A 23,944-nucleotide genomic window follows, 5' to 3' on the forward strand; every position below is an offset into this window, starting at 1 on the left:
CAGAATGTAATGTTAGCCACCCGGCAGCTAGGTTTCAGCTATCAAGATGAGCAGGTATTGCATGACCTGACACTGGATTTCAGTCAGCATGCGGTCACCGGTGTCTTGGGGGCCAATGGTTGTGGTAAATCCACGTTATTTATGAATCTGACCGGTATTCTGCAACCCCAGCAAGGTGCGGTATTGTGGCAAGGCGAGCCGCTTAATTATAAGAAAGCTAGCTTACGTGAATTGCGCCAGCGAGTGACGACGGTATTTCAAGACCCAGAGCAGCAGATTTTTTATACTGATATTGACAGCGACATCGCGTTCAGCCTGCGTAATTTGGGCATGCCAGAAGATATTATTGCCCAGCGGGTTGACCGGGCATTGACCTTGGTTGATGCACAGGGATTTCGCCATAAATCTATCCAACATTTGAGCCATGGGCAGAAAAAACGGGTAGCCATTGCTGGTGCGTTGGTGATGGAGGCGGAGTATCTGTTGCTGGATGAACCCACCGCAGGGCTAGACCCGGCAGGGCGGCAGCACATGATTACTCTCATTGAGCGTATTGTTGCAGAGGGAAAACGGGTTATTCTCTCCAGCCATGATATTGATTTGATTTATAAGGTTTGTGATTACCTTTATGTCTTATCCCATGGCCACCTGATGATTGCCGGTGAAACCACCGAGGTATTCCTGCAACAAGATAAACTGCAAGCCGCTGGGCTGGTTCAGCCGTGGTTGATCAAAATGCACACTGAGCTGGGTTTGCCGCTGTGTAAAACGGAAGAGCAACTTTTTGCGCTGATGCGTCAGCGGGAAACGGAGGAAGTGCGATGAGTCGCCCAGTGATGAATTTATCGATAATGGTGCAAGGCACCGCCTCTGACGTCGGTAAAAGTGTATTAGTGGCAGGGTTATGCCGCATTTTTATGCAAGATGGCTATCGCTGTGCGCCGTTTAAATCGCAGAATATGGCGCTCAATTCGGGCATTACACCGCAAGGTGAAGAGATGGGGCGGGCGCAGATTTTTCAGGCCGAAGCCGCTGGAATAGCGCCGGATGTCCGCATGAACCCAGTGTTGCTCAAGCCCACCAGTGACCGCAAGGCACAAGTGGTTTTAATGGGTAAAGTGGCCTGCAATATGGATGCGGTGGAATATCATCAATACAAGCCGCAATTACAACAGCAAATCAGCGAGGTTTACCACAGTCTGGCGCGCGAATATGACGTCATGGTGCTGGAAGGGGCGGGCAGCCCGGCGGAAATTAATCTGCGCGACCGTGATATCGTCAATATGGGTATGGCTGAAATGGCCGATGCGCCAGTATTGCTGGTGGCCGATATTGATCGCGGCGGTGTTTTTGCGGCTATTTATGGCACTTTGGCCTTGCTGCATCCACATGAAAAAGCGCGAGTCAAAGGGGTGATAATCAATAAGTTTCGCGGTGATATCGCGCTGCTGACTTCCGGCCTGGAACAGATTGAAGCCCTGACAAATGTCCCGGTGTTGGGGGTGATGCCGTGGTTAGATATTGATTTGGAAGATGAAGATGGTGTCGCGCTACAAAAGGGTAAATATCAGGATACGGCAGAAAAGGCACTGGATATTGCGGTAATCCGCTTGCCACATATCGCCAACTTTACCGATTTTAATGCACTGGCCGCTCAGCCCGATGTGCGCCTGCGCTATGTTTCGCAGCCATCGGCGCTAGGCCAGCCAGACCTGATTATCCTGCCCGGCAGCAAGAATACTCTGGGGGATTTGCAATGGTTGCACCACAGCGGGCTAGCGGCGGCGTTACTGGCGCAACATCAGCATAATGTGCCAGTGATAGGGATTTGCGGCGGTTATCAAATGCTCGGGAAACGCATTATTGACGGCGTGGAATCGGGTCTTGAGCAGATGGATGGCTTGGGGTTATTGGATGTAGAAACTGAGTTCGCGTCAGAGAAAGTGACCACGCGAGTGAGTGGCTATTGCCAAACTAACCTGCCGGGAATACTAGAAAATTGCGCTGATAACTCACTTGAAGGCTATGAAATCCACATGGGTGTTTCCTTGTTGGGCAGCGGCGCGATCCCTTTTGCGCGCTTAACCTTACGCAATGGGCAAGCCGAGCAGTGGGGGGATGGCGCGGTGAATTCTGAGGGCAGCGTCTTGGGCAGCTATATCCACGGGCTGTTTGACAGCCACCATTTTACCCGCGCGTTATTGGATAGCTTGCGCCAACGCAAAGGGCTGACCGCCTTCGACGGCGTAACAGTGAATTATGCTGAACATAAACAACAACAGTTCGATATTCTGGCATCAAGCATGCGGGAAAATATTGATATAGATAGAATTATTAAACTAATGGCAGCACATCAACAGGAGCGCGTGCAGTGATTTTAATTACCGGCGGAGCGCGCAGTGGCAAGAGTTCATTAGCCGAACGTTTGGCAGCGCAAGCTGCCGATCGCGTGTTTTACATTGCCACCTCGGTGGTGACGGATGCGGAAATGGCCGAGCGGGTTGCATTACATCGCGCCAGCCGCCCAGCACACTGGCGAACTTGGGAAGGTTATCAGGATTTGGGTGCGGTACTGGAGCAGCAGGTCGAACCCGGCGAAGCTGTGATGTTGGAATGCATTACCACACTTATCACCAATTTATTGTTTGAGCTGGCGGGCGATACGCCGCCGGAGCAGATGGATTTTGCGGCGCTTGAAGTGAATATTCAGCAGCAAATGACTGAGTTGCTGGCCGCTTGCACCCGTAGCCATGCACCCATTTATTTGGTCACCAATGAATTGGGCATGGGGATAGTGCCGGAAAACCGGCTGGCGCGGCATTTCCGCGACATCGCTGGCAGAGTCAACCAGCGCCTGGCCGCCGCCGCTGATGAGGTGTATTTAGTGGTGTCGGGCATCGAGGTAAAGATTAAATGAGCCTGCGTTTATTTCTCGCAACATTGCAGTTTATGACCCGCATTCCAGTGCCAGAGCGCTGGACTCAAGGGCTGGCGATGGATAACTATGAGCGCGGAATTATTGGTTTCCCCCTCATTGGCCTGATTGTCGGGGTGCTCGGCGCGATAGTTTTTAGCGTGCTGTCACCTTGGTGTGGCATACCACTGGCGGCTTTGGGGTATGTGTTGGCGCTGGCGCTCATTACCGGTGCTTTTCATCTCGACGGGCTGGCCGACACCTGTGATGGGGTGTTTTCTGCCCGCAAACGCGAACAAATGTTGGAGATCATGCGCGATAGCCGCCTCGGCACCAATGGCGGTTTGGCGCTGATATTTATCGTGGTGGCAAAAGTGCTGGTGGTCAGTGAGCTGGCCCTGCGCGATGCGCCTATGCTAATGATGCTCACCGCGGCTTCAGTGGCCGGGCGCACGGTGATTGTGCTGCTGATGTATCGCCAGCGCTATGCCCGTGAAGGCAACGGGTTGGGCAATATTTATATCGGCAAAGTGACGGGGAAACAAACGGCCGTCACATTGGTGGCTGGCGCGATATTAACCCTGTTACTCGGCAAAGGTGCGGCGCTATTAGCGTTGGTGATCAGCATGATGGTGGTGCTGTTATTGGCCGCTTATCTGCACCGCCGTTTAGGTGGGCAAACCGGTGACACGCTGGGCGCAGCGGCTGAAGTAGGCGAGTTGGTATTCTTACTGGCGCTGCTATGACATTGCCGATTTCTGGGAACTCTTAATGAGCCATTCTATGCGACTTTTTCTAGTGCGCCATGGGCAAACTGAAGCTAATTTACGCGGTGTTTTTTGCGGGCTGACCGATGTGCCGTTAACCCCATTGGGGGTAGAGCAGGCCGGTAATGTCGCGGGTTGGTTGGCGGAGGTGGAGTTTGCCCACGCTGCTAGCAGCCAATTGCTGCGCGCCCGCCATACCGCCGATATCGTGCTGGCGGGGCATTCACTCAATGCGGAAGTTGATAATAAATCAGTTGATAACAAATCAGTTGATAACAAATTAGTTGATGACCAATTAAATGAAATGAATTTCGGTGAATGGGAAATGCGCCATCATCATGATTTACAACATGAAGATCCTGATGCGTGGGCGGCATGGGTAGCTGACTGGCAACAGGCCAGCCCCACCGGTGGGGAGTCTTTTCCACAATTTTCAACCCGAATAGAAAGTGTGGTTCAGTCACTGCTTTCAACCAAAGATAACGAAAAAAATCAGTTAGTGGTGGCCCATCAAGGGGTCTTAAGCTTGATGCTGGCGCGCTTATTGGCTATGCCAGCGGTCGCCATGTGGCATTTTCATTTTGAGCAAGGGGCATACAGCGTGTTGGAAATCCATGATGGATTTGTCACTCTGCGTGCGTTCAACAGCCGGGCTGTTTGGCAGCCCGCAACACGAGGTTAAAGGCATGCAAACACTTTCATCCATTCTGCGCAGGATTGGGCCGTTGGATAGTAGGGCGATGAGCCGAGCAAAAGTGCGGCTAGATGGCCTGCTCAAACCCTGCGGCAGCTTAGGCCGTTTGGAGCAATTGGCTATCCAATTGGCAGGAATGCGCGGTTTATACGGCCATCAAGTTGATCGCAAGCAAATCATTGTCATGGCGGCCGACCATGGGGTTTTCGATGAGGGAGTGGCTATCTCACCGCGGGCCGTGACGATGATTCAGGCATTGAATATGGTGAAAGGCGTAACCGGTGTTTGCGTGTTGGCGACTAACGCGGGTGCGGAAGTGAAAATAGTGGATGTGGGCATCGATAGCGATACACTCCCCGGCGTGATCGATATGAAAGTGGCGCGTGGCAGTGGCAATATTGCACGTGAAGCGGCCATGACTCGCCAACAGGCCGAAGAGTTACTGGTTGCCAGCGCCACGTTAGCATTACAGCAGGCGGCGGACGGAGTGAAAGTGTTTGGCGTCGGTGAGCTGGGTATAGCGAATACCACCCCCGCAGCGGCGATGGTTAGTGTGTTTACCGACAGCGACCCACAATTAGTGGTAGGCATCGGCGCGAACTTCCCCAGCGAGCAATTACATCACAAAATCGCCGTAGTGCGGCGCGCGATTGAAACCAATCAACCGGACGCCAATGATGGTATTGATGTACTGGCGAAAGTGGGGGGGTTTGATCTGGTGGGCATGGCCGGGGTGATGTTAGGCGCGGCGGCGGCGGGTTTGCCGGTAGTGCTGGATGGTTTTCTCTCTTATGCTTCCGCATTGGCAGCTTGCCGTATCGAACCCAAAGTGCGTGATTACCTGATTCCGTCTCATTTGTCGGCCGAAAAAGGCGCGGTTATTGCTCTAAATCATTTGCAATTGGAACCTTATTTACAAATGGACATGCGGTTAGGCGAGGGCAGCGGCGCAGCGCTTGCTATGCATTTAGTGGATGCGGCCTGTGCGATGTATAACAATATGGGTTCGTTGGCGGAGAGTAATATCGAATTGCCCGCGCCCCCGTCGCCCTAAACATTGCAGGGGTGTTAGCTATATCTATCTGAAAATCCAATGGCTTTGAATCATTCGGGTGGTTTTTTAGTCATTGGGTAATCAGATAATGTTAGTATCAAAAACATAATGCAGGTTAAGCAGTAAAATAATTGGATATAATGCATGCAGAAGCTTCTTTTTTCCGGCCGTATCAATTTAAAAATGATTCGCTATTTTTTAGTCGTTTCAGAAGAATTGCACTTCGGAAAAGCCGCTGAACGCCTACATATCTCTCAGCCGCCACTCAGTTTACAAATTAAAGAATTAGAAGATGCCTTAGGATTCCCTTTGTTTATACGGGATAGCCGCAATGTTGTATTAACCCTTGCTGGCGAAATGATGCAGGCTGAAATGAAAGAAGTTTTCGAGAATATTGAAAATTCATTAAGCCGTGTCTCTTATATTGCTCGCCATGAACAAAGCCACCTTAATATCGGTATCATTGGTTCAGCTCTTTGGCATCAGCTATTAGAGAAGTTTAATAACTTCAATACACTTAATCCTAATACCACGTGGTCTTTGCATGAATTCCCGCCGAGTAAGCAGTATGAAGCATTATTAAATAAGAAACTTGATATCGGATTTTGGCGCTGTGCTGATTTGGAACAGAATCCTGCGCTAGTCTATCAGCGGGTCGAAAAGCAACGCGTAGCGGTGGCGGTATCTCATGAGAGTGAACTGGCCGAGAGTGAAATACTTTCTCTAAAAGACTTATCGGGTCAGAACTTAATCTTTCTCACCTTTACTAACTCCGGTTACTCAAAAAATATATATAATAGCTGCCTTAGTGCTGGCTGTAAGCCGCGGACTATTTACCAATTTGATGAGCCACAAACCCAATTGGCTTTTGTAAACAGCAATCTGGGTATCGCCTTAGTTCCTGAAAGCATGCAGGAAATTCCTTGGCCAAATATTAAATTTATCCCACTGAAAGAAAATCTCTCTGCCGATTTGTTTGCCGTTTATCATCCTGGCGCGATGACTCAGGCATTAGAGCAGCTGCTTGAGTTATTTTAAATGCGGGCTGAGTCAATATCACTTAGCCTTGACCAAAATAGCCATCGCGATAATGACTAAAACGGCTCCAACGGCTATCTCCTGCCAATTTATTACCTGTCCTAACATCACATTTGTCGCAATAACTGACAGCGGAATCAGATACACATAACCGGAGACTTTGGCTGGAGACAGCACAATACAGGCTTTTTGGAACAAAAAGAAACTTAATGCGGTAGCAAAAGTGGCAAGGTAAAAAACGCCACTCCAGGTTATTACGCTGATATTGCGCCATTCAATCTTAGGAAGTTGATAAACAACGATCGCCGTCAATAATAACGTGGCGCAAATTAAGCTCCAGCCAGTCAAAACCAGTGCGGGTTCACCTCGATGTAATTTTTTCACCACGATAGGATTCAGTGCCATACCCAGGCAACCAAATAGAAATAGATAATCAGATGGAATTAATGACAATTGCAATAACTGGGACAAGTCGCCTTTAAAAATGATGAGTAATGCCCCCAAAATACCCATTAATAAAGCTGTAAATACTGACCATGTGGATCTTGCTTTCAGTAATACCCCGCTCATTATCATGCTCATTAAGGGCACCGTGGTGTATAACGCACTTGAATTTAATGCACTGGTCGTCTGAAGTGAAAATATCATACAAGCAAAATAGAGCAGCGGTGGCAGGCTAATGAGAGTATAGCGGCCTAAGTCGCGATAGTTAGGTCGCTTTAGTAAACCCTGGCTTACCAGCAAAACAATAAAAAGCAGGCTGGCGATGGCATATCTCAGCCAAGTAATAACCATGGGCGGTAATGCATTACTGATGGTTGCGCTGGCAATAAAGGAACCGCCGAGTAGCGCGGTAAATCCCAGCATTTGTAAATGTGCTTTAAGTATCCTGGTTGTCATGTCTATCCCTATTACCATCTTGTGATCGACGATAATTACGTGGAAACAGACACTGAACCATTACCTTTTAAGTATCGATAAGCAGGTTTTTAGTATTGGTTACGTCATAACCCACTACGATAGATTACCTATGTCTCTACAATATTTATTATTTAACATGCTTATTTGATAGACATTAAATGAAAATAATTAAGGGTTATTATTATGACAACAGTAAATTCAAATATTGATGCTGATTTCAGTGAATTACCATTTCAAGCTGTCGATGTTATTCAGAAAATAAAACCCGGATTTAAGCCCCGAATTGCATTTATTTTAGGTTCAGGACTCGGTGATTTAGTCGCCCAAATTAGCAATGAAACCACCATTAGCTACGCTGATATCCCCGGTTTCCCCGTAAGCTCAGTTCACGGTCATGCCGGTGAATTAGTTTTAGGCACCCTATTTGGTGTTCCTGTGATGTGCATGAAAGGCCGTGGCCACTTTTACGAAGGTAAAGGCATGAGTATCATGATCAACCCAGTGCGCACATTTAAACTCATGGGTTGCGAATTCCTTTTCTGTACTAATGCTGCCGGTTCATTACGGCCAGAAGTATTACCAGGTTCAGTGGTGATGCTGAAAGATCATATTAATACCATGCCGGGCACGCCACTGGTTGGGCCTAATGACGATCGTTTTGGTCCACGTTTCTTTAGTCTGGCGAATGCCTATGATAAAGATTTGCGCGCCGATATGGCTAATATTGCCCAACAACTTGATATTCCTCTGACCGAGGGGGTGTTTGTCTCTTATCCTGGCCCCTGTTTTGAAACGCCAGCTGAAATTCGCATGATGCAAATTATTGGCGGTGACGTAGTGGGCATGTCTGTGGTGCCAGAGGTTTTGTCTGCAGCACACTGTGGTTTGAAAGTGATTGCATTGACCGCGATTACTAACTTGGCTGAAGGCCTTTCCGATGTGGTTCTATCCCATGAACAAACCTTAAAATGTGCAAAATTAGCGTCAGTTAACTTCACCAAACTGATTGAAGCTTTCTTGAAAAGCAAAGCACAAAGCTGATCGACAAACTCTAACCCTTTCGTATTTGGTGTTACCGCTCATAACCGCGCAATTTCAAGTACGAAAGGATATCTCTGAAGAGGGAAGTCCCCTACAAACTCAATAAGCAAAAATAACTCCCTCGACACGTTAGTATCACGGAGAATAAAAATGATAATAAAAAAACGGCTTAAAGTTATGTTCTTTTTGCAGTTTTTCATCTGGGGAGCTTGGTTAGTGACACTGGGCGCTTACATGATGAATACGCTGAATTTTACCGGTTCACAAGTCGGTTTGGTCTATGGGGCCAAGGGAATTGCCTGTATTTTAATGCCGAGTATTATTGGTATCATTGCTGACCGTTGGATAAAAGCCAATATTCTCTATGCTTGTTGCCATCTATTGGGGGCAATTGCATTGCTGATTGCGGCGAATATCACAGACCCTAATTTTATGTTCTTTGTTATGCTGTTCAATGCGATGGTTTATATGCCGACGATTGCATTAGCTAACACCATTTCTTATATTTGTTTAGAAAAAGCCGGGTTGGATACAATTAAAGATTTCCCGCCAGTGCGCTGGTGAATCCCCAGAAAAAAGGACAGGCATAGAGAAAATATGATCTACTGATTGTGCAACCAATTCAGCGAGATCAACTCTATGCCTGCCCGTAAAGTATGCCAGAACTTTTTCCGGGGCGCTTTAGCCCCGTTTCATCAATATCGTCAAAATGCCCTGATTGATGCAACCGTCGCATTGACGCGTGGCGCTTCTCTGACCCTGACCAGTATCGGACGCCATCTGCCGGGAACCGCTCAGGTAAAACACAAGATAAAACGGGTTGACCGGCTGTTAGGTAATACGGCTCTTCACCATGACATCCCTCTGATATTTCGTAATATTACTTCGTTACTTACGCGCCGACTTCCCTGGTGTGTTATTGCTGTTGACTGGAGCGGTTATCCCTCACAGGCATTCCACGTCTTACGCGCCAGCCTGATTTGTGATGGTCGTTCCATCCCGTTAATGAGCCAAATTGTTCCCTCGCATAACCAACAGAATGCATTGATACAAAAAGAGTTCCTGAATTCTATCGCCACCGCTATTGCGCCTGATAAAAAGGTGCTCATCGTCACTGACGCCGGTTTTCAAAATGCCTGGTTTCACCATATTAAATCATTGGGTTGGGATTTTATCGGGCGAGTCAGAGGCAATATCCAGCTCCGGCTGGATAAAAAAGGTGAGCACTGGTTCAGACGGCAGGAATTATCGGCCAGTGGCCAACCTGAATATCTGGGGCCGGGGACACTCGCACGTGCAGAATATGCCCGCTGTGATGGTCACTTTTACTTGCATAAAAAGGAACCCAAAGGGCGGCAGAATAAACGTGCCCGTTGCCGGATATCTCGCTATTCGCAAGAGCGGGACGGACGCGCCGCAGCAAAAGAACCGTGGCTTATCTTTAGCAGTACAGAGGAGTTTAAACCACGTGAAGTCATGAAGTTATACAGTCGCAGGATGCAGATAGAGCAGAATTTTCGCGATGAGAAAAGTGAACGTTTTGGCTTTGGGCTTCGCGCCAGTCACAGCCGCACAGCGGGGCGTATACTGGTGTTAAGTCTTCTGGCAACGTTAAGCACGGCAGTATTATGGTTACTTGGCTATCATGCTGAAAATAAAGGGTTACATCTGAGGTATCAGGCTAACAGCCTTAAGTCACGACGGGTTATATCTTATCTGACATTAGCGGAGAATATCTTGCGACACTCTCCGCTAATTTTAACGCGAACAGCACTGGATGCAGTTCTTAATCACCTCGCCAAAACCTACCGAAGTATGGTGTTGGTTTATTAGCGCTGAATTAGTGGGGATCCCTCAGCGCCAGTGCGCGTTTTTGGCACCATTGGTTTTATTTTTGCCATGTGGGCGATCAGTTTGTCCGGGTTTGAATTGAGCAATATTCAGCTTTATATTGCTTCAGGTGCTGCATTGATATTAGCGATGTACGCTCTTTCGTTACCCAGCTGTCCAACCTCTAATATTAAAAAAGACCGCACGTGGGTTAATATTTTAGGGCTTGATGCTTTCGTATTATTTAAACAGAAGAAGATGGCCATTTTCTTCCTGTTTGCTATGTTGCTGGGTGCCTCATTACAAATTAGTCATACTTTCAGTAGTCCATTCCTGCATGATTTTGCAAAAAATCCGATTTATCACGACAGTCTGGTAGTTCAATACCCATCAATTTTATTATCGATGGCACAAATCGCCGAAGTATTTTTCATTCTCACCATTCCGTTCTTCTTATCTCGCTTTGGTATTAAGCGCGTGATGATGATCAGTATGATTGCCTGGACTCTACGTTTCACCTTGTTTGCCTATGGTGACCCGTCTGCCACTGGCATCTTTTTATTACTGTTATCCATGGTGGTATATGGTTGTGCCTTTGACTTCTTTAATATTTCTGGTGCAATTTATGTCGAGAAAGAAGTGGATCATAATATCAGAGGCAGCGCACAAGGCTTATTTATGACGATGGTCAATGGCGTCGGAGCTTATGTCGGCGCGATAGCCAGTGGGCATGTGGTTGATTATTTTACTGTCAATGGTGTAAAGGATTGGAATAGTATTTGGTTATCTTTTGCCGCGTATACTGTTGTTCTGGTGATTATTTTTGTTTTTGCTTTCCAATATAAGCATGACCCAGTTGAGTTTAAAGAACGGCAGTTATCACATTGATTATTATGATTTTAAGTGGCGTTCTAAAGTGGAGCGCCATTGCAAAAAAAACCGGATCACTTAAAACTGATCCGGTTGGTATTTAAAAAAGAGTTACTTGTTCTTATCCTGAATCCCGCGCGCGCCCAAATTATTATTATCCACCTGTGGCAAACCTACCTCGGCTGAAGAAGATAATAACCCAGTGGTGGCGTAGCTAAAGAGTTTCTTACGGGTATCAGTGATATCCAGATTACGCATAGTCAACTGACCAATACGGTCATCTGGTGAAAATACAGAATCGCCTTTTTCCATGGTCAAACGCTCTGGCTGATAAGTGAGATTTTCAGACACAGTATTCAAGATGGAATAGTCATTACCACGACGCAGTTCTAGTGTCACTTCACCGGTGATTTCGCTGGCAACCCAACGCTGGGCCGAGTCACGCAGCATCAGCGCTTGTGGATCAAACCAACGGCCTTGATACAGCAAACGGCCCAGAACACGGCCATTAGCATGGTATTGCTCAATGGTATCTTCGTTATGAATACCGGTCAGCAGGCGCTCATAAGCAATGTGCAGCAATGCCATTCCTGGGGCTTCGTAAATACCACGGCTTTTAGCTTCGATAATACGGTTTTCAATCTGATCGCTCATCCCCAAACCATGACGCCCACCAATACGATTGGCTTCCATCATCAGTTCTACACTGTCTTCAAACACCACACCATTTAGCGCAACCGGATACCCGCGCTCAAAACGGACAGACACTTCTTCCGCTTTCACCACGACATTTTCGTCCCAGAATTTTACGCCCATAATCGGATTAACGATTTTGACGCTAGAGTTCAGGTATTCCAGATCTTTGGCTTCGTGAGTCGCCCCCAACATGTTGGAGTCAGTGGAATAGGCTTTCTCGGTCGACATTTTGTAGTCGAAACCGGATTGAATCATAAATTCGGACATCTCATGGCGGCCACCTAATTCATCGATAAAATCGGTATCCAGCCAAGGTTTATAAATTTTTAGTTCAGCATTAGTCAACAGGCCGTAACGATAGAAACGCTCTATATCGTTACCTTTATAAGTGCTGCCATCACCCCAGATATTCACGCCATCTTCTTTCATGGCGGCAACCAGCATGGTGCCAGTGACAGCACGGCCCAGTGGGGTGGTGTTAAAGTAAGTTACACCCGCGGTGGTATTGTGGAAAGCGCCACATTGAATAGCGGCAATCCCTTCAGCAACCAGTTGTTTACGGCAATCAATCAGGCGAGCTTTCTCTGCACCGTACTCCATGGCTTTACGTGGAATAGCTTCGTAATCTTCTTCATCAGGCTGGCCCAGATTGGCAGTATAGGCGTAAGGAATCGCCCCTTTTTTCTGCATCCATAATAGGGCCGCGCTGGTATCCAAACCACCAGAAAAAGCAATACCAACACGCTGATTAATAGGAAGGTGTTTGAGAATAGTTGTCATCAATTAAATCCTGTATAAATTAGGTCTGTCTGGCAAAGGTTTCAATGCCTACATTGATATCGCAAAACTAGGGGTAGAGTCAAAGAGATTTTGCATATTTATGTGTGTTTTATTGCATAACTATTTCATTGGTGTTTTTGTGAAATGATGTTTCATATAAATTAATTTACTGTTCTGTTATAATGTGTATATCGACTTTTATCGAGTATATACCTTAAATAATTCGAGTATATTAAGTTGAAAATCTTTTGCGAAAATGCATGGTATAAAAAGCGGAAATCCTATCGAGTGCTGTTTTGGCGAGAGATAACGCCGCTGGCGATCCCACTGTTTATTGAGGGTCTGTGTGTGCTGCTGATGGGGGTGTTTAGCACTCTGTTAGTCAGTTGGTTGGGCAAAGAAGCCATGGCCGCAGTCGGGTTAGCCGACAGCTTCAATATGCTCATCGCCGCTTTTTTTGCCTCTGTAGCGCTTGGTACGTCGGTGGTGGTGTCATTCAGTTTGGGGCAACGTAAGCGCAAACAGGCACAAACCGCAGCGCGCGAATCCATCTCTCTGCTGGTCTTAATCTCGCTATTATTGGTGCTGCTGGTACATTTTGCCGGAGACACCATTATCAATCTGATGGCCAGTCAGGCTGATCCTGAAGTCAAAAAGATGGCGCTGACCTATCTGCATTTGACGGTGTGGAATTACCCGGCAATGGCGATAACTCTGGTGGGATGCGGCGCATTGCGCGGTGCCGGTAATACGCGGTTGCCGATGTTTATCAATATCGCCATGAATATTCTCAATATTGCTATCAGTAGCGTGCTGATTTATGGCGTGGGGCGTTGGCCGGGACTGGGCTTTGTCGGGGCGGGTATCGGCATCACGCTTTCCCGTTACTTAGGCGCTTTGGTGGTGGTGTTAGTGCTGATTTTCGGGGCAAATAATACGCTGCGGATCCCCTTTAAAGCCTATTTTATGCCCTTTACCTCAGCCATTATGTTTGAGGTTTTAAGTATTGGTATTCCTGCCAGTGTTGAGTCGGTGATGTTTAACATCGGCAAACTAATTACACAGCGTTTTGTCGCTGGAATGGGCACCGAAGTGATAGCGGGTAACTTTATCGCGTTTTCCATCGTCGGGCTGATTAACTTACCGGGTAATGCGCTGGGATATACCTCGACGATCATTATCGGGACTCGCTTGGGGAAAGGGCAGATCTTGCAGCCTATTCGTCAACTCAAACATATCTTTTGGTTATCGACTCTTGGGGTGTGTTTTATTGCCCTGCTGTCGATCCCCAGTGCCGGATTTCTGGCGTCGTTATATACCCATGAACCGGGGGTTATCGCGGTCGTTAAGCACCTAATTTGGATTAATGCGCTATTTATGCCGATTTGGGCGGCGGCTTGGGTGCTGCCCTCAGGGCTGAAAGGGGCGAAAGATGCCAGTTACACCATGTGGGTGGCACTCGCCGGAATGTGGGGATGCCGTATTGTCGCTGGTTATATTCTGGGGGTGACATTAGGGTTTGGTGTTACCGGCGTTTGGATGGGGATGTTCCTTGATTGGATAGTGCGCGGCGTGTTGTTTTATCGCCGCATGTCCACTGGCCGTTGGTTATGGCGTTATCGGCCAAAGGCTTGATTATGATGGCAGTCATGGCGGCTTATTAGCCGCTATCGATTATGTCTGCAATAAACCACTCTGCATTCTTCTGTTTGATTTCCCTCTTTAAGTGACGATCGTCACTAATATTTGAACTTCATCACGAAAACAACAAAACAAAATAAAACAACAAAAAGCAACTTTGTGGCTTTTAATGTTGACCTATCTTAATTTTAAAGAATATTGGTTTAAATTGTTGAGAGTTTTACTTTCTTGATGAAGTTAATAGCTATTAGGTTAATGGGGCTAATAAGTGATGTTATGTTGTTTAATGTTGCTTTGAATTGTTATTTCTGTGATTGTGAATTGCAGTTAAAAACATAATAACACTTTATAACATTTCTTATCTTTTGAGGCCCGACATGAAAAATGTAGCAATACTCGGAAGCAGCGGGGGAAATCTGTTCAATCTCGGTGGTGCATACCCCGAAAGACTTCTACAAGAAATCTATACTCAACTTCACTCTGTGGGGTTAGGTGTCAGTGCGGTGCAATTTATTGCAGCGGAAGAATCAATGGATGTGGCAAAACCGACCACCGCCGCTGCTGTGTATTCAATTACCGCAGAGGACAGCGATAAACCTCAGATTAGCTTTCAGGGAAAATTGTCAGAGGTGAATGACGCGGTAAAATCCTCGGATGCAGCCATTGCGGCCCAAATCCGAGCTGGTGCTATCGACGGCATCATCATTATGAGTGCTGATCCTGATCGCAGTAATAAAGAAGCTATTCTGGCGGCGATAGAAAAGAAAATCCCAATTGTCGGCACTGGCGGCACCTCAATGGCGATTATCACTTCCAAAGGTGCCAATGTGATTGCCACCTCCGGCACCACTGGCACCAATAGCCGTACCCGGGCCATCTCTTTTACTGCCTCTTTGTGCAAATACTGGCAGATAAAATATACCCCAGTATTGGGCAGCGCCGATGCCAATATGCCGGGTAGCGATAAAAGTCTGTTAAAAAGAATCAATATTCGCAGCATCATGATCCCGGCTTTACCCGGTTTTATCGCCATGGCTATTGTGTTGGCGCTCAGCCATATCCCAGGGCTGCAATCACTGAATGCTATCTTTGAATTGTTGCTCAAGGGACTGCCGGTGATTGTCGCGGTTATTGCGGCCAAACAGGTTTCCGAGCTAGATGAAGTGTCGATTGTGGCGGGTGTGGTTGCCGGTGTGCTATCAGTTGAAGGCGGGTTAATTGGCGGTATTCTGGGCGGGATCGGCGCGGGTATTATGGTGCGCTATCTGTTCGGGCTGTGTCTGAAATGGCAATTCCCAATGACCACTACCAACATTGTGGCGGGCGGTTTGTCCGGTTTATTCTCCGGTTTGGTGATGTATTACCTGCTTAGCCCACTGGCCTTAGCTGCGGGCGACTATATTAAATTAGCTATCGAAGCCACCCTGGCTTTCAGCCCAATTTTAGCGGGATTACTGGCAGGTTTGGTTATTTGGCCGGCTATTCTGGGGGGAGTTTATCACGCAGTAATATTGCCACTGGTCTTGCTGGAAATGGAAAAATCCGGTGTCAGTTTCCTTGGTGCCGTGGATATGGTCGGGCTGGTGATGGTTGCGGCCGGTATTAACCTGGCAAACGTCATTGCACCACGAGAAAAAAGTGAAGCTGCGGTTGCCGCCCCAGGATTATTAATTAACTTGGGTTTCGGGACGTTCGTCGAATCAGCTTATCCGTTTATGTTCTCTAATAAAGTCGTCTTCGCTGGCGCGATATTCTCAGCCGGTGTCGGCGGAATGTTACTGGGATTCTTAAATATTAAAGGTGTGGCTTATGTCCCTGCTTTCGCCTCACCATTCTTATCAAATAACGCTTTTTATATGGCGATAGTTATGACGGTAACACTGGTGTTGACCTGCGTTATCACTCTGTTAGCTAATAAATTTGTAGCAATTAAAAAGGCTGTACCCGAATCACCAACACCAGGGATTTCGGCTAAAAGTTAACAATTAAAAAAGCAGTTTTATATAAATCAAGTAGAGGTAAATATGTTCAACGCTGATATGAGTAAAAAACGTTCCGTCGCTATGGATAAAGTACGCAACGCAATTGCGTTACATGGCGGTCAAACTATTCTGAGTACCGGAATAACCGGAGATGATGCTCGCTTAGCGAAAGCAGTATGCGATTCAGGTGTTAAATTATTAGAACCGAATCACCCGGCATTAGCATTGGCGCGTGGCCATAATGGTGTGACGAATATGCATGCTGCCGAGCGTATCCGCCATGAAATAACTATCGGGCAAATGGCGGAAGCGGTGCAGGGGGTGCGCAATGTGGTGGCGGACGATATTTTCATTACTGTCGGAATTGCCGGAGGCTTTACTGAAACAGTGCCCACTCCGGTGACTGAGCAGGATATTTTATTGATAGCTCAATCTGGTGCTGATGGTTTACATACCCATAAATCCAGTTTTGAAGATTTAAAAGAATTGGTCGATTTAGCCCATAAATATGGCCTGACAGTGGATGCTTATATTGGTCACCCGAGTGATTTGCATACCTTCGGTATTGCGGCTGAAACCCCGGCGGATGTTGCTGAAGTGGCGAAAAAGATGGAGGAATTAGGTGTTGATATGATTGGTTTAATGACCGGCATGAGCTATGAAGGTGTTGGCGCTGGCGATATTCCTGATGTTATCAAACAGCGCCTGTTGGCATTGGTCGGCGCGGTTTCTGTCCCGACGTTAGCCGAGGGCGGTATTAACTTGGAAAATGCCAAAGCATTTAAAGATACCGGCGTTAATATTCTGGTGGTGGGTACCGCGATTGATAATGTGGTCTGCAATGCGGCCAAAAATGTGGTAACGCAGTTTATTACTCACTGATGGTAGGATATTAGCCAGGTGGGAGAATGTATTAGCAATAATATTTTCTCCCTTTTTATTGGAGTTAAAATATGTATAGGTTATTGGCTCTTGATCTTGATGGCACTTTACTCAATCAGGAAAACCAAATATCAGCTGAGAATATCCGTGCAATAAAGCATGTTATTCATCATCAGGGCACGGTGGTTTTATGTTCAGCCCGGCCGGTTAAGGCTATCGCAGCTGTTATTCATAATACTGAGTTAGAACCTCTGATTCGCTACTTTATTTCGTTTAATGGCGCATGGATATATGACGCAGTTGAGAGGAAAGATATTTGTTTTACACCGTTGAGCTGCGGGGCGGTGCAAAATGCAATAACCATGCTGGCAGAAAATGAATTCCCACATCATTTTTTTACCCGCGATAATATTATATCCAGCTCAGCGAATGTCAGTGATTACACGCGCTATGAATCTCAACTCTTTGCTATGAAATTGGTGTCTATTGAACCTAAGGATATTACTCAGCGAGATGATATTGTTAAAATCTCTATTGTCGGTTCGGCTGATTTTATTAATAGTGTTGCCGATAAAATAGATGAAGATTTTCACCACCAATATTCACTCAGTAAAACCAGTCACCATTATTATGAAATAATGAAACAGGGCATCACTAAGGGTGAAGCATTGCATTACTTATCTCAGCACTTAAATATTAGCTCAAAATTTGTGGTCAGTATTGGCGATCAGGAGAATGATGTCAGTATGTTTCAGTTTTCTGCTGTCGGCGTGGCCATGGGCAATGCCAGTGATTTTGTCAAATCTTGCGCAGATAGAGTCAGTCAGGATAATAACCAGCACGGGGTTGCTTTTGCCATTAATCAACTCTGGCCACTGTGACTGAATCGCCTTTTTTTTCATGAAATTATTGCGTAGAATGACACGAAATATATTGCACAGCTTCGGGCCTTTATTCTTATGAATCAGATCAAACGTAAACAGTTTATTTTGGAAAAGCTGGATAGTCTTGGTGAGGTTTCTGTTATTGGTTTGTCCGAGGAATTGGGTGTGACGTCTGAAACGATCCGCAGAGATCTTTCCTATTTGGAAAAGAGTGGCGAAGTGACTAAAGTCCACGGCGGTGCGATAAAGGTTCAGAATATACAAGAGGGCAGTTTTGCCCAAAGAATGGATTTAAATCGCCAGGAAAAAATGTTAATTGGCCAATATGCCGCCTCACTGGTGACTGAAAACGATAGCTTATTTATTGATTCGTGTACTACCACACTTATTTTCGCTTCATTCTTACCATTAGTAAAATTCACCGTTTTTACCAATTCATCCTTAATTGCCGATCAAATAAAAAGTAAAAATAATATGGCTGCCGTGCATGTCTTAGGCGGCGAATATAATCATACTTATAAAGCGAATTTAGGTATTCAGACAATTGAACAAATGAATGACATTCATACTGATTTCACCTTTGTTGGGGTGGGCGGAATAGACAGTGACTTTGGTGTGATGGTGAAAAATCTGGATGAAGGGCGTATAGCTAAGAAAATGCTGGCAATGGGCCGACAGAAAGTGATTTTATGTGATACCAGTAAGTTTGGTCAAAGCGGGTTAATGAAAATAAGTGATATCAACGATATTGATATTATTGTCACCGACAAAAAGAAAAATATGCATAAGCAAGCAATTGAAGCACTTTATTCCGATAAAATTATCTACGCCAATTAATTCTATTTAAAACACCCACCGAATAGTGGGTGTTTTATACCCGTTATACTTCAAGCCGCATGTGTGTTAGCTGCTCCCATTCGCTTGCCGCCTTCCTGCAACGCGAATTATTTAGGGTATAGACTTATCACTTCAACATTTTGCAGCGCGCATTGCGCTACGAATGCCCGGCTTGAAGCCGTATTGCTGAGCTTGCCACACAATAATTAACCCCAGGAATAATAACCCTAGCACCGCCCATGGGAAACTGGCTGCACCGGCGCTTTGTAGCAGCAAGCCACCGACTATCCCACCGCCCGCAATCGCCAGATTCCACGCCACCACAATCATTGACTGCGCCACATCAGCATCTTGCCCTGCGGCGTCCGCCGACGCAGTTTGCAATAAGGTGGGTGCGCCGCCAAAACTCAGCCCCCACAACACCATGCTGCCGTAAATAGCGGCGGGCGTTCCTCCTTCAATAGCCAATATCAATGCCGCCAAAACAAAGGTGCCAATGCTCAGTAATACCGCGCCACGCAACCAGCGATCCACCACTAACCCGGTCAGCCAAATTCCCGCCAGCGCACTGATCCCAAAGACTAACAGCACTTTATCGACCTGATTTCCTAACCCTGCGGGAGCGATAAAAGGCGCAATATAGGTATAAAGAATATTGTGAGCCAGCATCCACAGGACGATAACCGACAAAACGGGGCGCACGCCGGGGGTGATGAAGACTTTGCGCACGGGTTGCTGCTGTTTGGCCGATTGCCCCGGATAATCAGGTACTTTCACGATAACCCAGGCAATCAGCAGCAAAGTTAATCCTGACATAATGGCGAATGCGCTGCGCCAACTGAGGACTGTGCCCAACCAGGCTCCCAACGGCACACCCAGCGCCAATGCCAGCGGTGTGCCGGTCATGGCAACCGCCATTGCGCGCCCTTGTTGATGAGGTTGCACCATGCGGCGAGCGTAACCGGCAATCAGTCCCCAGGCCAGTCCTGCCGCGGCACCGGCCATAAACCGGGCCAGCAAGGTTAAGCTGAACCACGGCGAAATAGTCGTCAGTGTATTGAATAAGAAAAACCCGACAATAGCGCTGAGTAAGGCTTTACGCCGCCCCCAACTGCGGGTCAGCGCAATCAATGGGATGGCCGCCACTAACGAACCCAGAGCATAAAGAGTGACCCATTGGCCCGCCAATGCTTGTGAAACGCCCAATTCCTGGCTGATTTGTGGCAATAATCCGGCGGGCAATGTCTCGGTCATGATGGCAATAAAGCCGGTCATCGCCAGTGCCAATAAGGCCGCGAGAGGAAAGGGTGCTGTTTTCATTATTGGCCTCCAACACCATGCTCTCCAACACCATAGACAGCATCACGCAGGTCGTTAACAAACTGTCCGGACATCCCTTCGTAGAGAGTATTGGTCAAAGCGACGACGCTTATTCCTTGAATCTTATCAACAAACCATGAGTGGCCATACGCGCCGCCCCAGCTCCATGTACCGACGGACTCGGGGGAGTTGGCCTCGAGTGGCGAGCGCAGGACGGAAAAACCTAAGCCAAAGCCCAATCCGGGGGAATCCGGTAAGGTCATACCGCGAGTTTGATCCTGGCCCATCTCATCAACCCATTCAGCCGGAAGTAAGGGCGAACCGCCCTGACGCAGGGTTTCCAACAGGCGCAATAGATCGCTGGCACTGCCCACCATCCCGGCACCGCCAGAAGGAAAAGCATCGCGATTGAGCGCGCGAGCAGGGGAAAATTCAATACCTACGGTATCTGGAAACACCACGGCAATTTCCCCTTCCTGCAAGGGGTGGGGCGCAGGAATGTCATTGACATAAGGTGTCGCTAACCAGCTGACATCATGGGCAAAAAAGTCAGTATCATCCATCTGTAGCGGCCCGGTGACCAACGCCCGCACGGCTTTATCTAATGGCTGACCATAAACTTGCTCAATCACTGCGCCTAAAACATCAATTGCCAATGAATAAGCCCATGCGGTTCCCGGCGCATAATACAGCGGCACCTGCGCCAATCGACGTAAATTTTCACTCAGTGTGATGGTTGATTGGTCCATGCCATCGGAGATGCCCGCGCGCGCATAAGGCCCATTTTCATCCGCTTCAACAAAACGATAGCCCAAACCGGCGGTATGGCTGAGTAATTGGCGCACCGTAATTTGGGGTAATTCCCCGTCAGCCAGTCGTGGTTGAAAGTCAGGTAACCAGCGGCGAATATCGCCATCAAGGTCGAGTTTACCTTGTGCGACTAACACCATGGCGGCGGTGGAAACAATCGGTTTGCTGATGGACGCGAATCGAAACAGAGTGTTGGTCGCCATGGGATGTTCGTTTTCGCGGTTCGCCCAACCCGCTGCTCGGTTGAAATGGGTTTCGCCATTAAGCGCCACCATGACCACAGCACCGACCAAGCGCTGTTCGGCGAGCGCCTTGTCAATCACGGCATTAATTCTGATTGCCAGCAGTTCTGGCTGTGTTGGCGCTAACGAATTGGCAAACATAGTAATTCCTTAATCTGAATGAATGATGACTTAACTCTGGATTGCAATCTAACAATAGATAGCTACGCAATCCGGATAAAGTGGGGTAGATTTCCAGTGTTAAAGGACAAGAATGTCCGCAATAGGAGATGTGATGGATAACTTGAGCAGTCTGGCGGTGTTTGTCCAAGTGGCCGAGACCCGCAGCTTTGTGGTGGCAGGGCGTGTCTTGGGCGTTTCTGCTTCAGCGGTCGGTAAAAGTATTGCCCGGCTTGAAGCTCGGTTGGGGGTAAGGCTGTTTCACCGCAGCACTCGCAGTATTGCACTGACTTCTGAAGGCGCACTTTTTCTTGAGCGCAGTCGGCGAATTTTAGCCGAGGTCGAGGCCGCTGAGCTGGAAATGTCGCAATTAGCTGATAAGCCACGCGGTAAATTGCGGGTCAGTTTTCCCTTGGTAAGCACCTTGCTGTTGCCGGTATTGGCTGATTTTATGTTGGCTTATCCCGATATTGCACTGGATCTGGATTTCAGTGACCGGATTGTTGATGTAGTCGAAGAGGGGTTTGATGCGGTGATCCGCACCGGTGAACTGACAGATTCCCGTCTATCTGCCCGTAAGTTGGGGCAGTCCAACGTGCTGCTAGTGGCTTCACCCGCCTATCTGGAACAGTATGGGGAGCCGATGCACCCGAGTGAGCTGGCTAACCATATCTGCCTGCACTACCGCTATCCCAACAGTGGCAAATTGGAAACCTGGCCGTTGCCCAATGAGCCGGATTTGCAAATCCCCATTTCGATGGTGTGCAATAACATTGAAACCAGAATGTGTTTTGCTCTGCGCGGCTTGGGGATTGCTTGCCTGCCGGACTTTTCTATGGGAAATACACTGGCGGAAGGTAAGTTGCGCACCTTGCTGAACGGCTATATGAAACGCACCGTCAGCTTGCATGTCGTGTGGCCCTCCGGGCGTTATATCACGCCTAAGTTACGGGTATTTATCGATTTTCTTAGTGAAAGAGTGTTTGCGGGTCAGTAGCAGTTTAGCGCGCGGATTGAAAAGTTTTCTCGGTTTCATCAGTCGAATGATTAAGCATTTTCTACCCATTGCCGATAATAATAGAGAGACAAGTTTCTCTATCTTAGAAAAAAGGTACCGGGGAAAGTATGGATAATTTTCAAAAAGAGATTGAAGAGAGAACGAATCTCACCTCCTCTAACAGATTTGAGTTGTTACTGTTTCGTTTGGGGGAATCTCAGGAGGAACAACAGTCTGAACTGTACGGTATTAACGTATTCAAATTACGTGAAATAGTCCCGATGCCAAGCTTAACCAAAGCGGCGGGTATGGCTTCACCCATGATGGGCATGGCGAATATTCGTGGGGAAATCATTCCTGTGATTGACCTCCCGGCTATCGTCGGCTGTGTACCCAAAACTGGGTTGAACATTTTACTGGTGACGGAATATGCCCGCAGTACCCAGGCATTTGCGGTGGAATCTGTTGATGATATTGTCCGCTTGGAATGGAGCCAGGTGCTGGCGGCCGACGCGGGGGTCAACAGCCGCAATATCACCAGCATCGCGCGTCTCGACAATGATAAAGCCAGTAACCGGCTGGCGCTGGTATTAGATGTTGAACAGATTTTATATGACATTATTCCGGCCAACCGCAATGTTCAAATTGATAGCGAGAAGACCAAAACTTTCGATTTGAAACCGGGCGCGGTGGCCATAGTTGCTGAAGATTCTAAAGTCGCCCGCTCCATGCTGGAACAGGCGCTAAAAATGATGGATATTCCCGCAGAAATGCATATCACCGGCCTGGAAGCGTGGAATAAAATCAAGAAGATAGCGGAAGAGGCAAGGGCCGAAGGCCGCCCAATTTCGGATAAAATCTCATTTGTGCTAACCGATTTAGAAATGCCGGAGATGGATGGCTTTACACTGACGTTGAATATCAAACGGGATGAGTTCCTGAAGAATATCCCGGTCATTATCCATTCTTCGTTATCGGGCAGCGCGAATGAAGACCATGTCCGCAAAGTAGGGGCCGATGCCTATGTAGCGAAATTCGAAGCTAACGAATTGGAAGCCGCTATCCACAAGGCGTTGGATGCCAAAAAAGCCTTGAATCAGTAATATGAGCATTATCCTCGATGGCCTTTCTCTGCTGGTGAGTTCAGTAGGGCGGGGCTGTTGAGCATTTATTGGTGGCTAACATGCTATTTTTTCACCCCATAAAGCTTTTTTAGCCGCATCAAGAAATTCATCCCCAGCAGTCGCGCGTGCCAGCATGTTGGCAATTTGATCGTGCGGTGTTGTCGTGACGGTATTGAGCGCTGAAATAGAAAACGCCCCGGAATTCAAAAGAATTCCAGGGCGCTAAAATTTGGCTCCTCTGACTGGACTCGAACCAGTGACATACGGATTAACAGTCCGCCGTTCTACCGACTGAACTACAGAGGAATCGTGTGAACGAGGCGAATAATAGCGGGGGTGGTGCCGTTTGTCAAAGTAGAAAAACATTAAAAATGCGCGTTTGCTGAGAGAATGAGCTTATTGGCTTGTTTTTCAGCAAACTTGTGCATTTTCTAGTCTTTTATTGAATTTTGATTCAGATT

General features: G+C 47.4%; 21 protein-coding genes, 1 tRNA gene and 2 pseudogenes. 18 read left to right on the plus strand and 6 right to left on the minus strand.

Annotated elements, in window-relative coordinates; translation table 11 throughout:
- Positions 1-9 precede the first annotated feature (9 nt).
- The 7 genes from DXZ79_RS07980 (at position 10) to DXZ79_RS08010 (ending at position 6,467) form a co-directional block, all read left to right on the plus strand.
- Complete coding sequence (locus tag DXZ79_RS07980; protein ID WP_038634072.1) at positions 10-825, plus strand: ATP-binding cassette domain-containing protein; 816 nt, start codon at positions 10-12, stop codon at positions 823-825.
- Between the two features lie 11 nt (positions 826-836).
- A complete protein-coding gene (locus tag DXZ79_RS07985; RefSeq protein ID WP_038639613.1) occupies positions 837-2,375 on the plus strand; it encodes a cobyric acid synthase in 1,539 nt (512 codons plus the stop codon).
- Complete coding sequence (gene cobU, locus DXZ79_RS07990) at positions 2,372-2,917, plus strand: bifunctional adenosylcobinamide kinase/adenosylcobinamide-phosphate guanylyltransferase (RefSeq protein ID WP_038634069.1); 546 nt, start codon at positions 2,372-2,374, stop codon at positions 2,915-2,917. The genes DXZ79_RS07985 and cobU overlap by 4 nt, the downstream gene beginning before the upstream one ends.
- The gene (gene cobS / locus DXZ79_RS07995; protein WP_038634066.1) at positions 2,914-3,660 is read left to right on the plus strand and encodes an adenosylcobinamide-GDP ribazoletransferase; all 747 of its coding nucleotides are present in this window, start codon (positions 2,914-2,916) and stop codon (positions 3,658-3,660) included. The genes cobU and cobS overlap by 4 nt, the downstream gene beginning before the upstream one ends.
- 37 nt (positions 3,661-3,697) lie before the next feature.
- The gene (locus DXZ79_RS08000; RefSeq protein WP_053012579.1) at positions 3,698-4,363 is read left to right on the plus strand and encodes an adenosylcobalamin/alpha-ribazole phosphatase; all 666 of its coding nucleotides are present in this window, start codon (positions 3,698-3,700) and stop codon (positions 4,361-4,363) included.
- A gap of 4 nt (positions 4,364-4,367) precedes the next feature.
- Positions 4,368-5,429 carry a nicotinate-nucleotide--dimethylbenzimidazole phosphoribosyltransferase gene (gene cobT / locus DXZ79_RS08005; RefSeq protein ID WP_038634060.1) on the plus strand — a complete coding sequence of 354 codons (1,062 nt, stop codon included), beginning with the start codon at positions 4,368-4,370 and terminating at the stop codon, positions 5,427-5,429.
- Between the two features lie 144 nt (positions 5,430-5,573).
- Positions 5,574-6,467 (plus strand): LysR family transcriptional regulator, encoded by an 894-nt coding sequence (locus DXZ79_RS08010; protein ID WP_120011196.1) that lies wholly within the window; start codon positions 5,574-5,576, stop codon positions 6,465-6,467.
- An 18-nt stretch (positions 6,468-6,485) separates the two neighbouring features.
- Here DXZ79_RS08010 and DXZ79_RS08015 read toward each other — a convergent pair whose 3' ends face one another.
- On the minus strand, positions 6,486-7,334 hold the full coding sequence (locus DXZ79_RS08015; protein ID WP_038634053.1) for a DMT family transporter: 849 nt from the start codon (positions 7,332-7,334) through the stop codon (positions 6,486-6,488).
- A 237-nt stretch (positions 7,335-7,571) separates the two neighbouring features.
- Between DXZ79_RS08015 and xapA the strand changes: the two genes are divergently transcribed.
- The 4 genes and pseudogenes from xapA to DXZ79_RS08035 form a co-directional block, all read left to right on the plus strand.
- A complete protein-coding gene (gene xapA, locus DXZ79_RS08020) occupies positions 7,572-8,429 on the plus strand; it encodes a xanthosine phosphorylase (RefSeq protein WP_038634050.1) in 858 nt (285 codons plus the stop codon).
- A gap of 150 nt (positions 8,430-8,579) precedes the next feature.
- Positions 8,580-8,987 (plus strand): annotated as a pseudogene (locus DXZ79_RS08025) (MFS transporter); the annotation flags it as partial.
- An 81-nt stretch (positions 8,988-9,068) separates the two neighbouring features.
- Positions 9,069-10,262: an IS4 family transposase gene (locus tag DXZ79_RS08030; protein ID WP_120011132.1), complete on the plus strand. Its 1,194-nt coding sequence runs from the start codon at positions 9,069-9,071 to the stop codon at positions 10,260-10,262.
- Between the two features lie 30 nt (positions 10,263-10,292).
- Positions 10,293-11,147, plus strand: a pseudogene (locus DXZ79_RS08035) (MFS transporter); the annotation flags it as partial.
- 93 nt (positions 11,148-11,240) lie between these two features.
- Here the strand turns inward: DXZ79_RS08035 and argG are convergent.
- Positions 11,241-12,605 (minus strand): argininosuccinate synthase, encoded by a 1,365-nt coding sequence (gene argG / locus DXZ79_RS08040; RefSeq protein ID WP_038634044.1) that lies wholly within the window; start codon positions 12,603-12,605, stop codon positions 11,241-11,243.
- A 237-nt stretch (positions 12,606-12,842) separates the two neighbouring features.
- On the opposite strand from argG, the gene DXZ79_RS08045 reads away from it, so the two are divergent.
- From DXZ79_RS08045 to DXZ79_RS08065, 5 genes are all read left to right on the plus strand, one after another.
- On the plus strand, positions 12,843-14,240 hold the full coding sequence (locus tag DXZ79_RS08045; RefSeq protein ID WP_050291662.1) for an EmmdR/YeeO family multidrug/toxin efflux MATE transporter: 1,398 nt from the start codon (positions 12,843-12,845) through the stop codon (positions 14,238-14,240).
- A 383-nt stretch (positions 14,241-14,623) separates the two neighbouring features.
- Positions 14,624-16,228, plus strand: a complete 1,605-nt coding sequence (locus DXZ79_RS08050; protein WP_038634034.1) for a PTS sugar transporter — start codon at positions 14,624-14,626, stop codon at positions 16,226-16,228.
- Positions 16,229-16,270: 42 nt separating this feature from the next.
- Positions 16,271-17,110, plus strand: a complete 840-nt coding sequence (locus DXZ79_RS08055) for a beta/alpha barrel domain-containing protein (protein ID WP_038634032.1) — start codon at positions 16,271-16,273, stop codon at positions 17,108-17,110.
- 71 nt (positions 17,111-17,181) lie between these two features.
- Positions 17,182-17,991 (plus strand): Cof-type HAD-IIB family hydrolase, encoded by an 810-nt coding sequence (locus DXZ79_RS08060; protein WP_038634029.1) that lies wholly within the window; start codon positions 17,182-17,184, stop codon positions 17,989-17,991.
- Between the two features lie 78 nt (positions 17,992-18,069).
- Complete coding sequence (locus tag DXZ79_RS08065; RefSeq protein ID WP_038634026.1) at positions 18,070-18,831, plus strand: DeoR/GlpR family DNA-binding transcription regulator; 762 nt, start codon at positions 18,070-18,072, stop codon at positions 18,829-18,831.
- A gap of 132 nt (positions 18,832-18,963) precedes the next feature.
- Here the strand turns inward: DXZ79_RS08065 and DXZ79_RS08070 are convergent, their stop codons facing one another.
- Together DXZ79_RS08070 and DXZ79_RS08075 are read right to left on the minus strand one after the other, a co-directional pair.
- Complete coding sequence (locus tag DXZ79_RS08070; protein WP_038634023.1) at positions 18,964-20,151, minus strand: MFS transporter; 1,188 nt, start codon at positions 20,149-20,151, stop codon at positions 18,964-18,966.
- Positions 20,151-21,344, minus strand: coding sequence for a serine hydrolase domain-containing protein (locus tag DXZ79_RS08075; protein WP_050291663.1), 1,194 nt, complete (start codon positions 21,342-21,344; stop codon positions 20,151-20,153). Before DXZ79_RS08075 ends, DXZ79_RS08070 begins: the two co-directional genes overlap by 1 nt.
- A 133-nt stretch (positions 21,345-21,477) precedes the next feature.
- Here DXZ79_RS08075 and DXZ79_RS08080 point away from each other — a divergent pair, with 133 nt between their 5' ends.
- The gene (locus tag DXZ79_RS08080) at positions 21,478-22,359 is read left to right on the plus strand and encodes a LysR family transcriptional regulator (protein ID WP_038634018.1); all 882 of its coding nucleotides are present in this window, start codon (positions 21,478-21,480) and stop codon (positions 22,357-22,359) included.
- 128 nt (positions 22,360-22,487) lie between these two features.
- Positions 22,488-23,462 carry a chemotaxis protein gene (locus DXZ79_RS08085; protein WP_038634015.1) on the plus strand — a complete coding sequence of 325 codons (975 nt, stop codon included), beginning with the start codon at positions 22,488-22,490 and terminating at the stop codon, positions 23,460-23,462.
- A 75-nt stretch (positions 23,463-23,537) separates the two neighbouring features.
- Here DXZ79_RS08085 and DXZ79_RS20800 read toward each other — a convergent pair whose 3' ends face one another.
- Entirely contained in the window at positions 23,538-23,690 is a 153-nt protein-coding gene (locus DXZ79_RS20800; RefSeq protein WP_155409525.1) for a hypothetical protein, read from the minus strand.
- A gap of 23 nt (positions 23,691-23,713) precedes the next feature.
- A tRNA-Asn gene (locus DXZ79_RS08090) sits at positions 23,714-23,789 on the minus strand.
- Positions 23,790-23,944 lie beyond the last annotated feature (155 nt).

Origin of the sequence: Yersinia rochesterensis, assembly GCF_003600645.1 — a bacterium.
Taxonomy (GTDB): Bacteria; Pseudomonadota; Gammaproteobacteria; order Enterobacterales; family Enterobacteriaceae; genus Yersinia; species Yersinia rochesterensis.

Coding starts and splice junctions, on each gene's coding strand:
- DXZ79_RS07980 (WP_038634072.1), top strand. CDS start 10: ATGTTAGCCACCCGGCAGCTAGGTTTCAGCTATCAAGATGAGCAGGTA.
- DXZ79_RS07985 (WP_038639613.1), top strand. CDS start 837: ATGAATTTATCGATAATGGTGCAAGGCACCGCCTCTGACGTCGGTAAA.
- cobS (WP_038634066.1), top strand. CDS start 2,914: ATGAGCCTGCGTTTATTTCTCGCAACATTGCAGTTTATGACCCGCATT.
- DXZ79_RS08000 (WP_053012579.1), top strand. CDS start 3,698: ATGCGACTTTTTCTAGTGCGCCATGGGCAAACTGAAGCTAATTTACGC.
- cobT (WP_038634060.1), top strand. CDS start 4,368: ATGCAAACACTTTCATCCATTCTGCGCAGGATTGGGCCGTTGGATAGT.
- DXZ79_RS08010 (WP_120011196.1), top strand. CDS start 5,574: ATGCAGAAGCTTCTTTTTTCCGGCCGTATCAATTTAAAAATGATTCGC.
- DXZ79_RS08015 (WP_038634053.1), bottom strand. CDS start 7,334: ATGCTGGGATTTACCGCGCTACTCGGCGGTTCCTTTATTGCCAGCGCA.
- xapA (WP_038634050.1), top strand. CDS start 7,572: ATGACAACAGTAAATTCAAATATTGATGCTGATTTCAGTGAATTACCA.
- DXZ79_RS08030 (WP_120011132.1), top strand. CDS start 9,069: ATGCCTGCCCGTAAAGTATGCCAGAACTTTTTCCGGGGCGCTTTAGCC.
- argG (WP_038634044.1), bottom strand. CDS start 12,605: ATGACAACTATTCTCAAACACCTTCCTATTAATCAGCGTGTTGGTATT.
- DXZ79_RS08050 (WP_038634034.1), top strand. CDS start 14,624: ATGAAAAATGTAGCAATACTCGGAAGCAGCGGGGGAAATCTGTTCAAT.
- DXZ79_RS08055 (WP_038634032.1), top strand. CDS start 16,271: ATGTTCAACGCTGATATGAGTAAAAAACGTTCCGTCGCTATGGATAAA.
- DXZ79_RS08060 (WP_038634029.1), top strand. CDS start 17,182: ATGTATAGGTTATTGGCTCTTGATCTTGATGGCACTTTACTCAATCAG.
- DXZ79_RS08065 (WP_038634026.1), top strand. CDS start 18,070: ATGAATCAGATCAAACGTAAACAGTTTATTTTGGAAAAGCTGGATAGT.
- DXZ79_RS08070 (WP_038634023.1), bottom strand. CDS start 20,151: ATGAAAACAGCACCCTTTCCTCTCGCGGCCTTATTGGCACTGGCGATG.
- DXZ79_RS08075 (WP_050291663.1), bottom strand. CDS start 21,344: ATGTTTGCCAATTCGTTAGCGCCAACACAGCCAGAACTGCTGGCAATC.
- DXZ79_RS08080 (WP_038634018.1), top strand. CDS start 21,478: ATGGATAACTTGAGCAGTCTGGCGGTGTTTGTCCAAGTGGCCGAGACC.
- DXZ79_RS08085 (WP_038634015.1), top strand. CDS start 22,488: ATGGATAATTTTCAAAAAGAGATTGAAGAGAGAACGAATCTCACCTCC.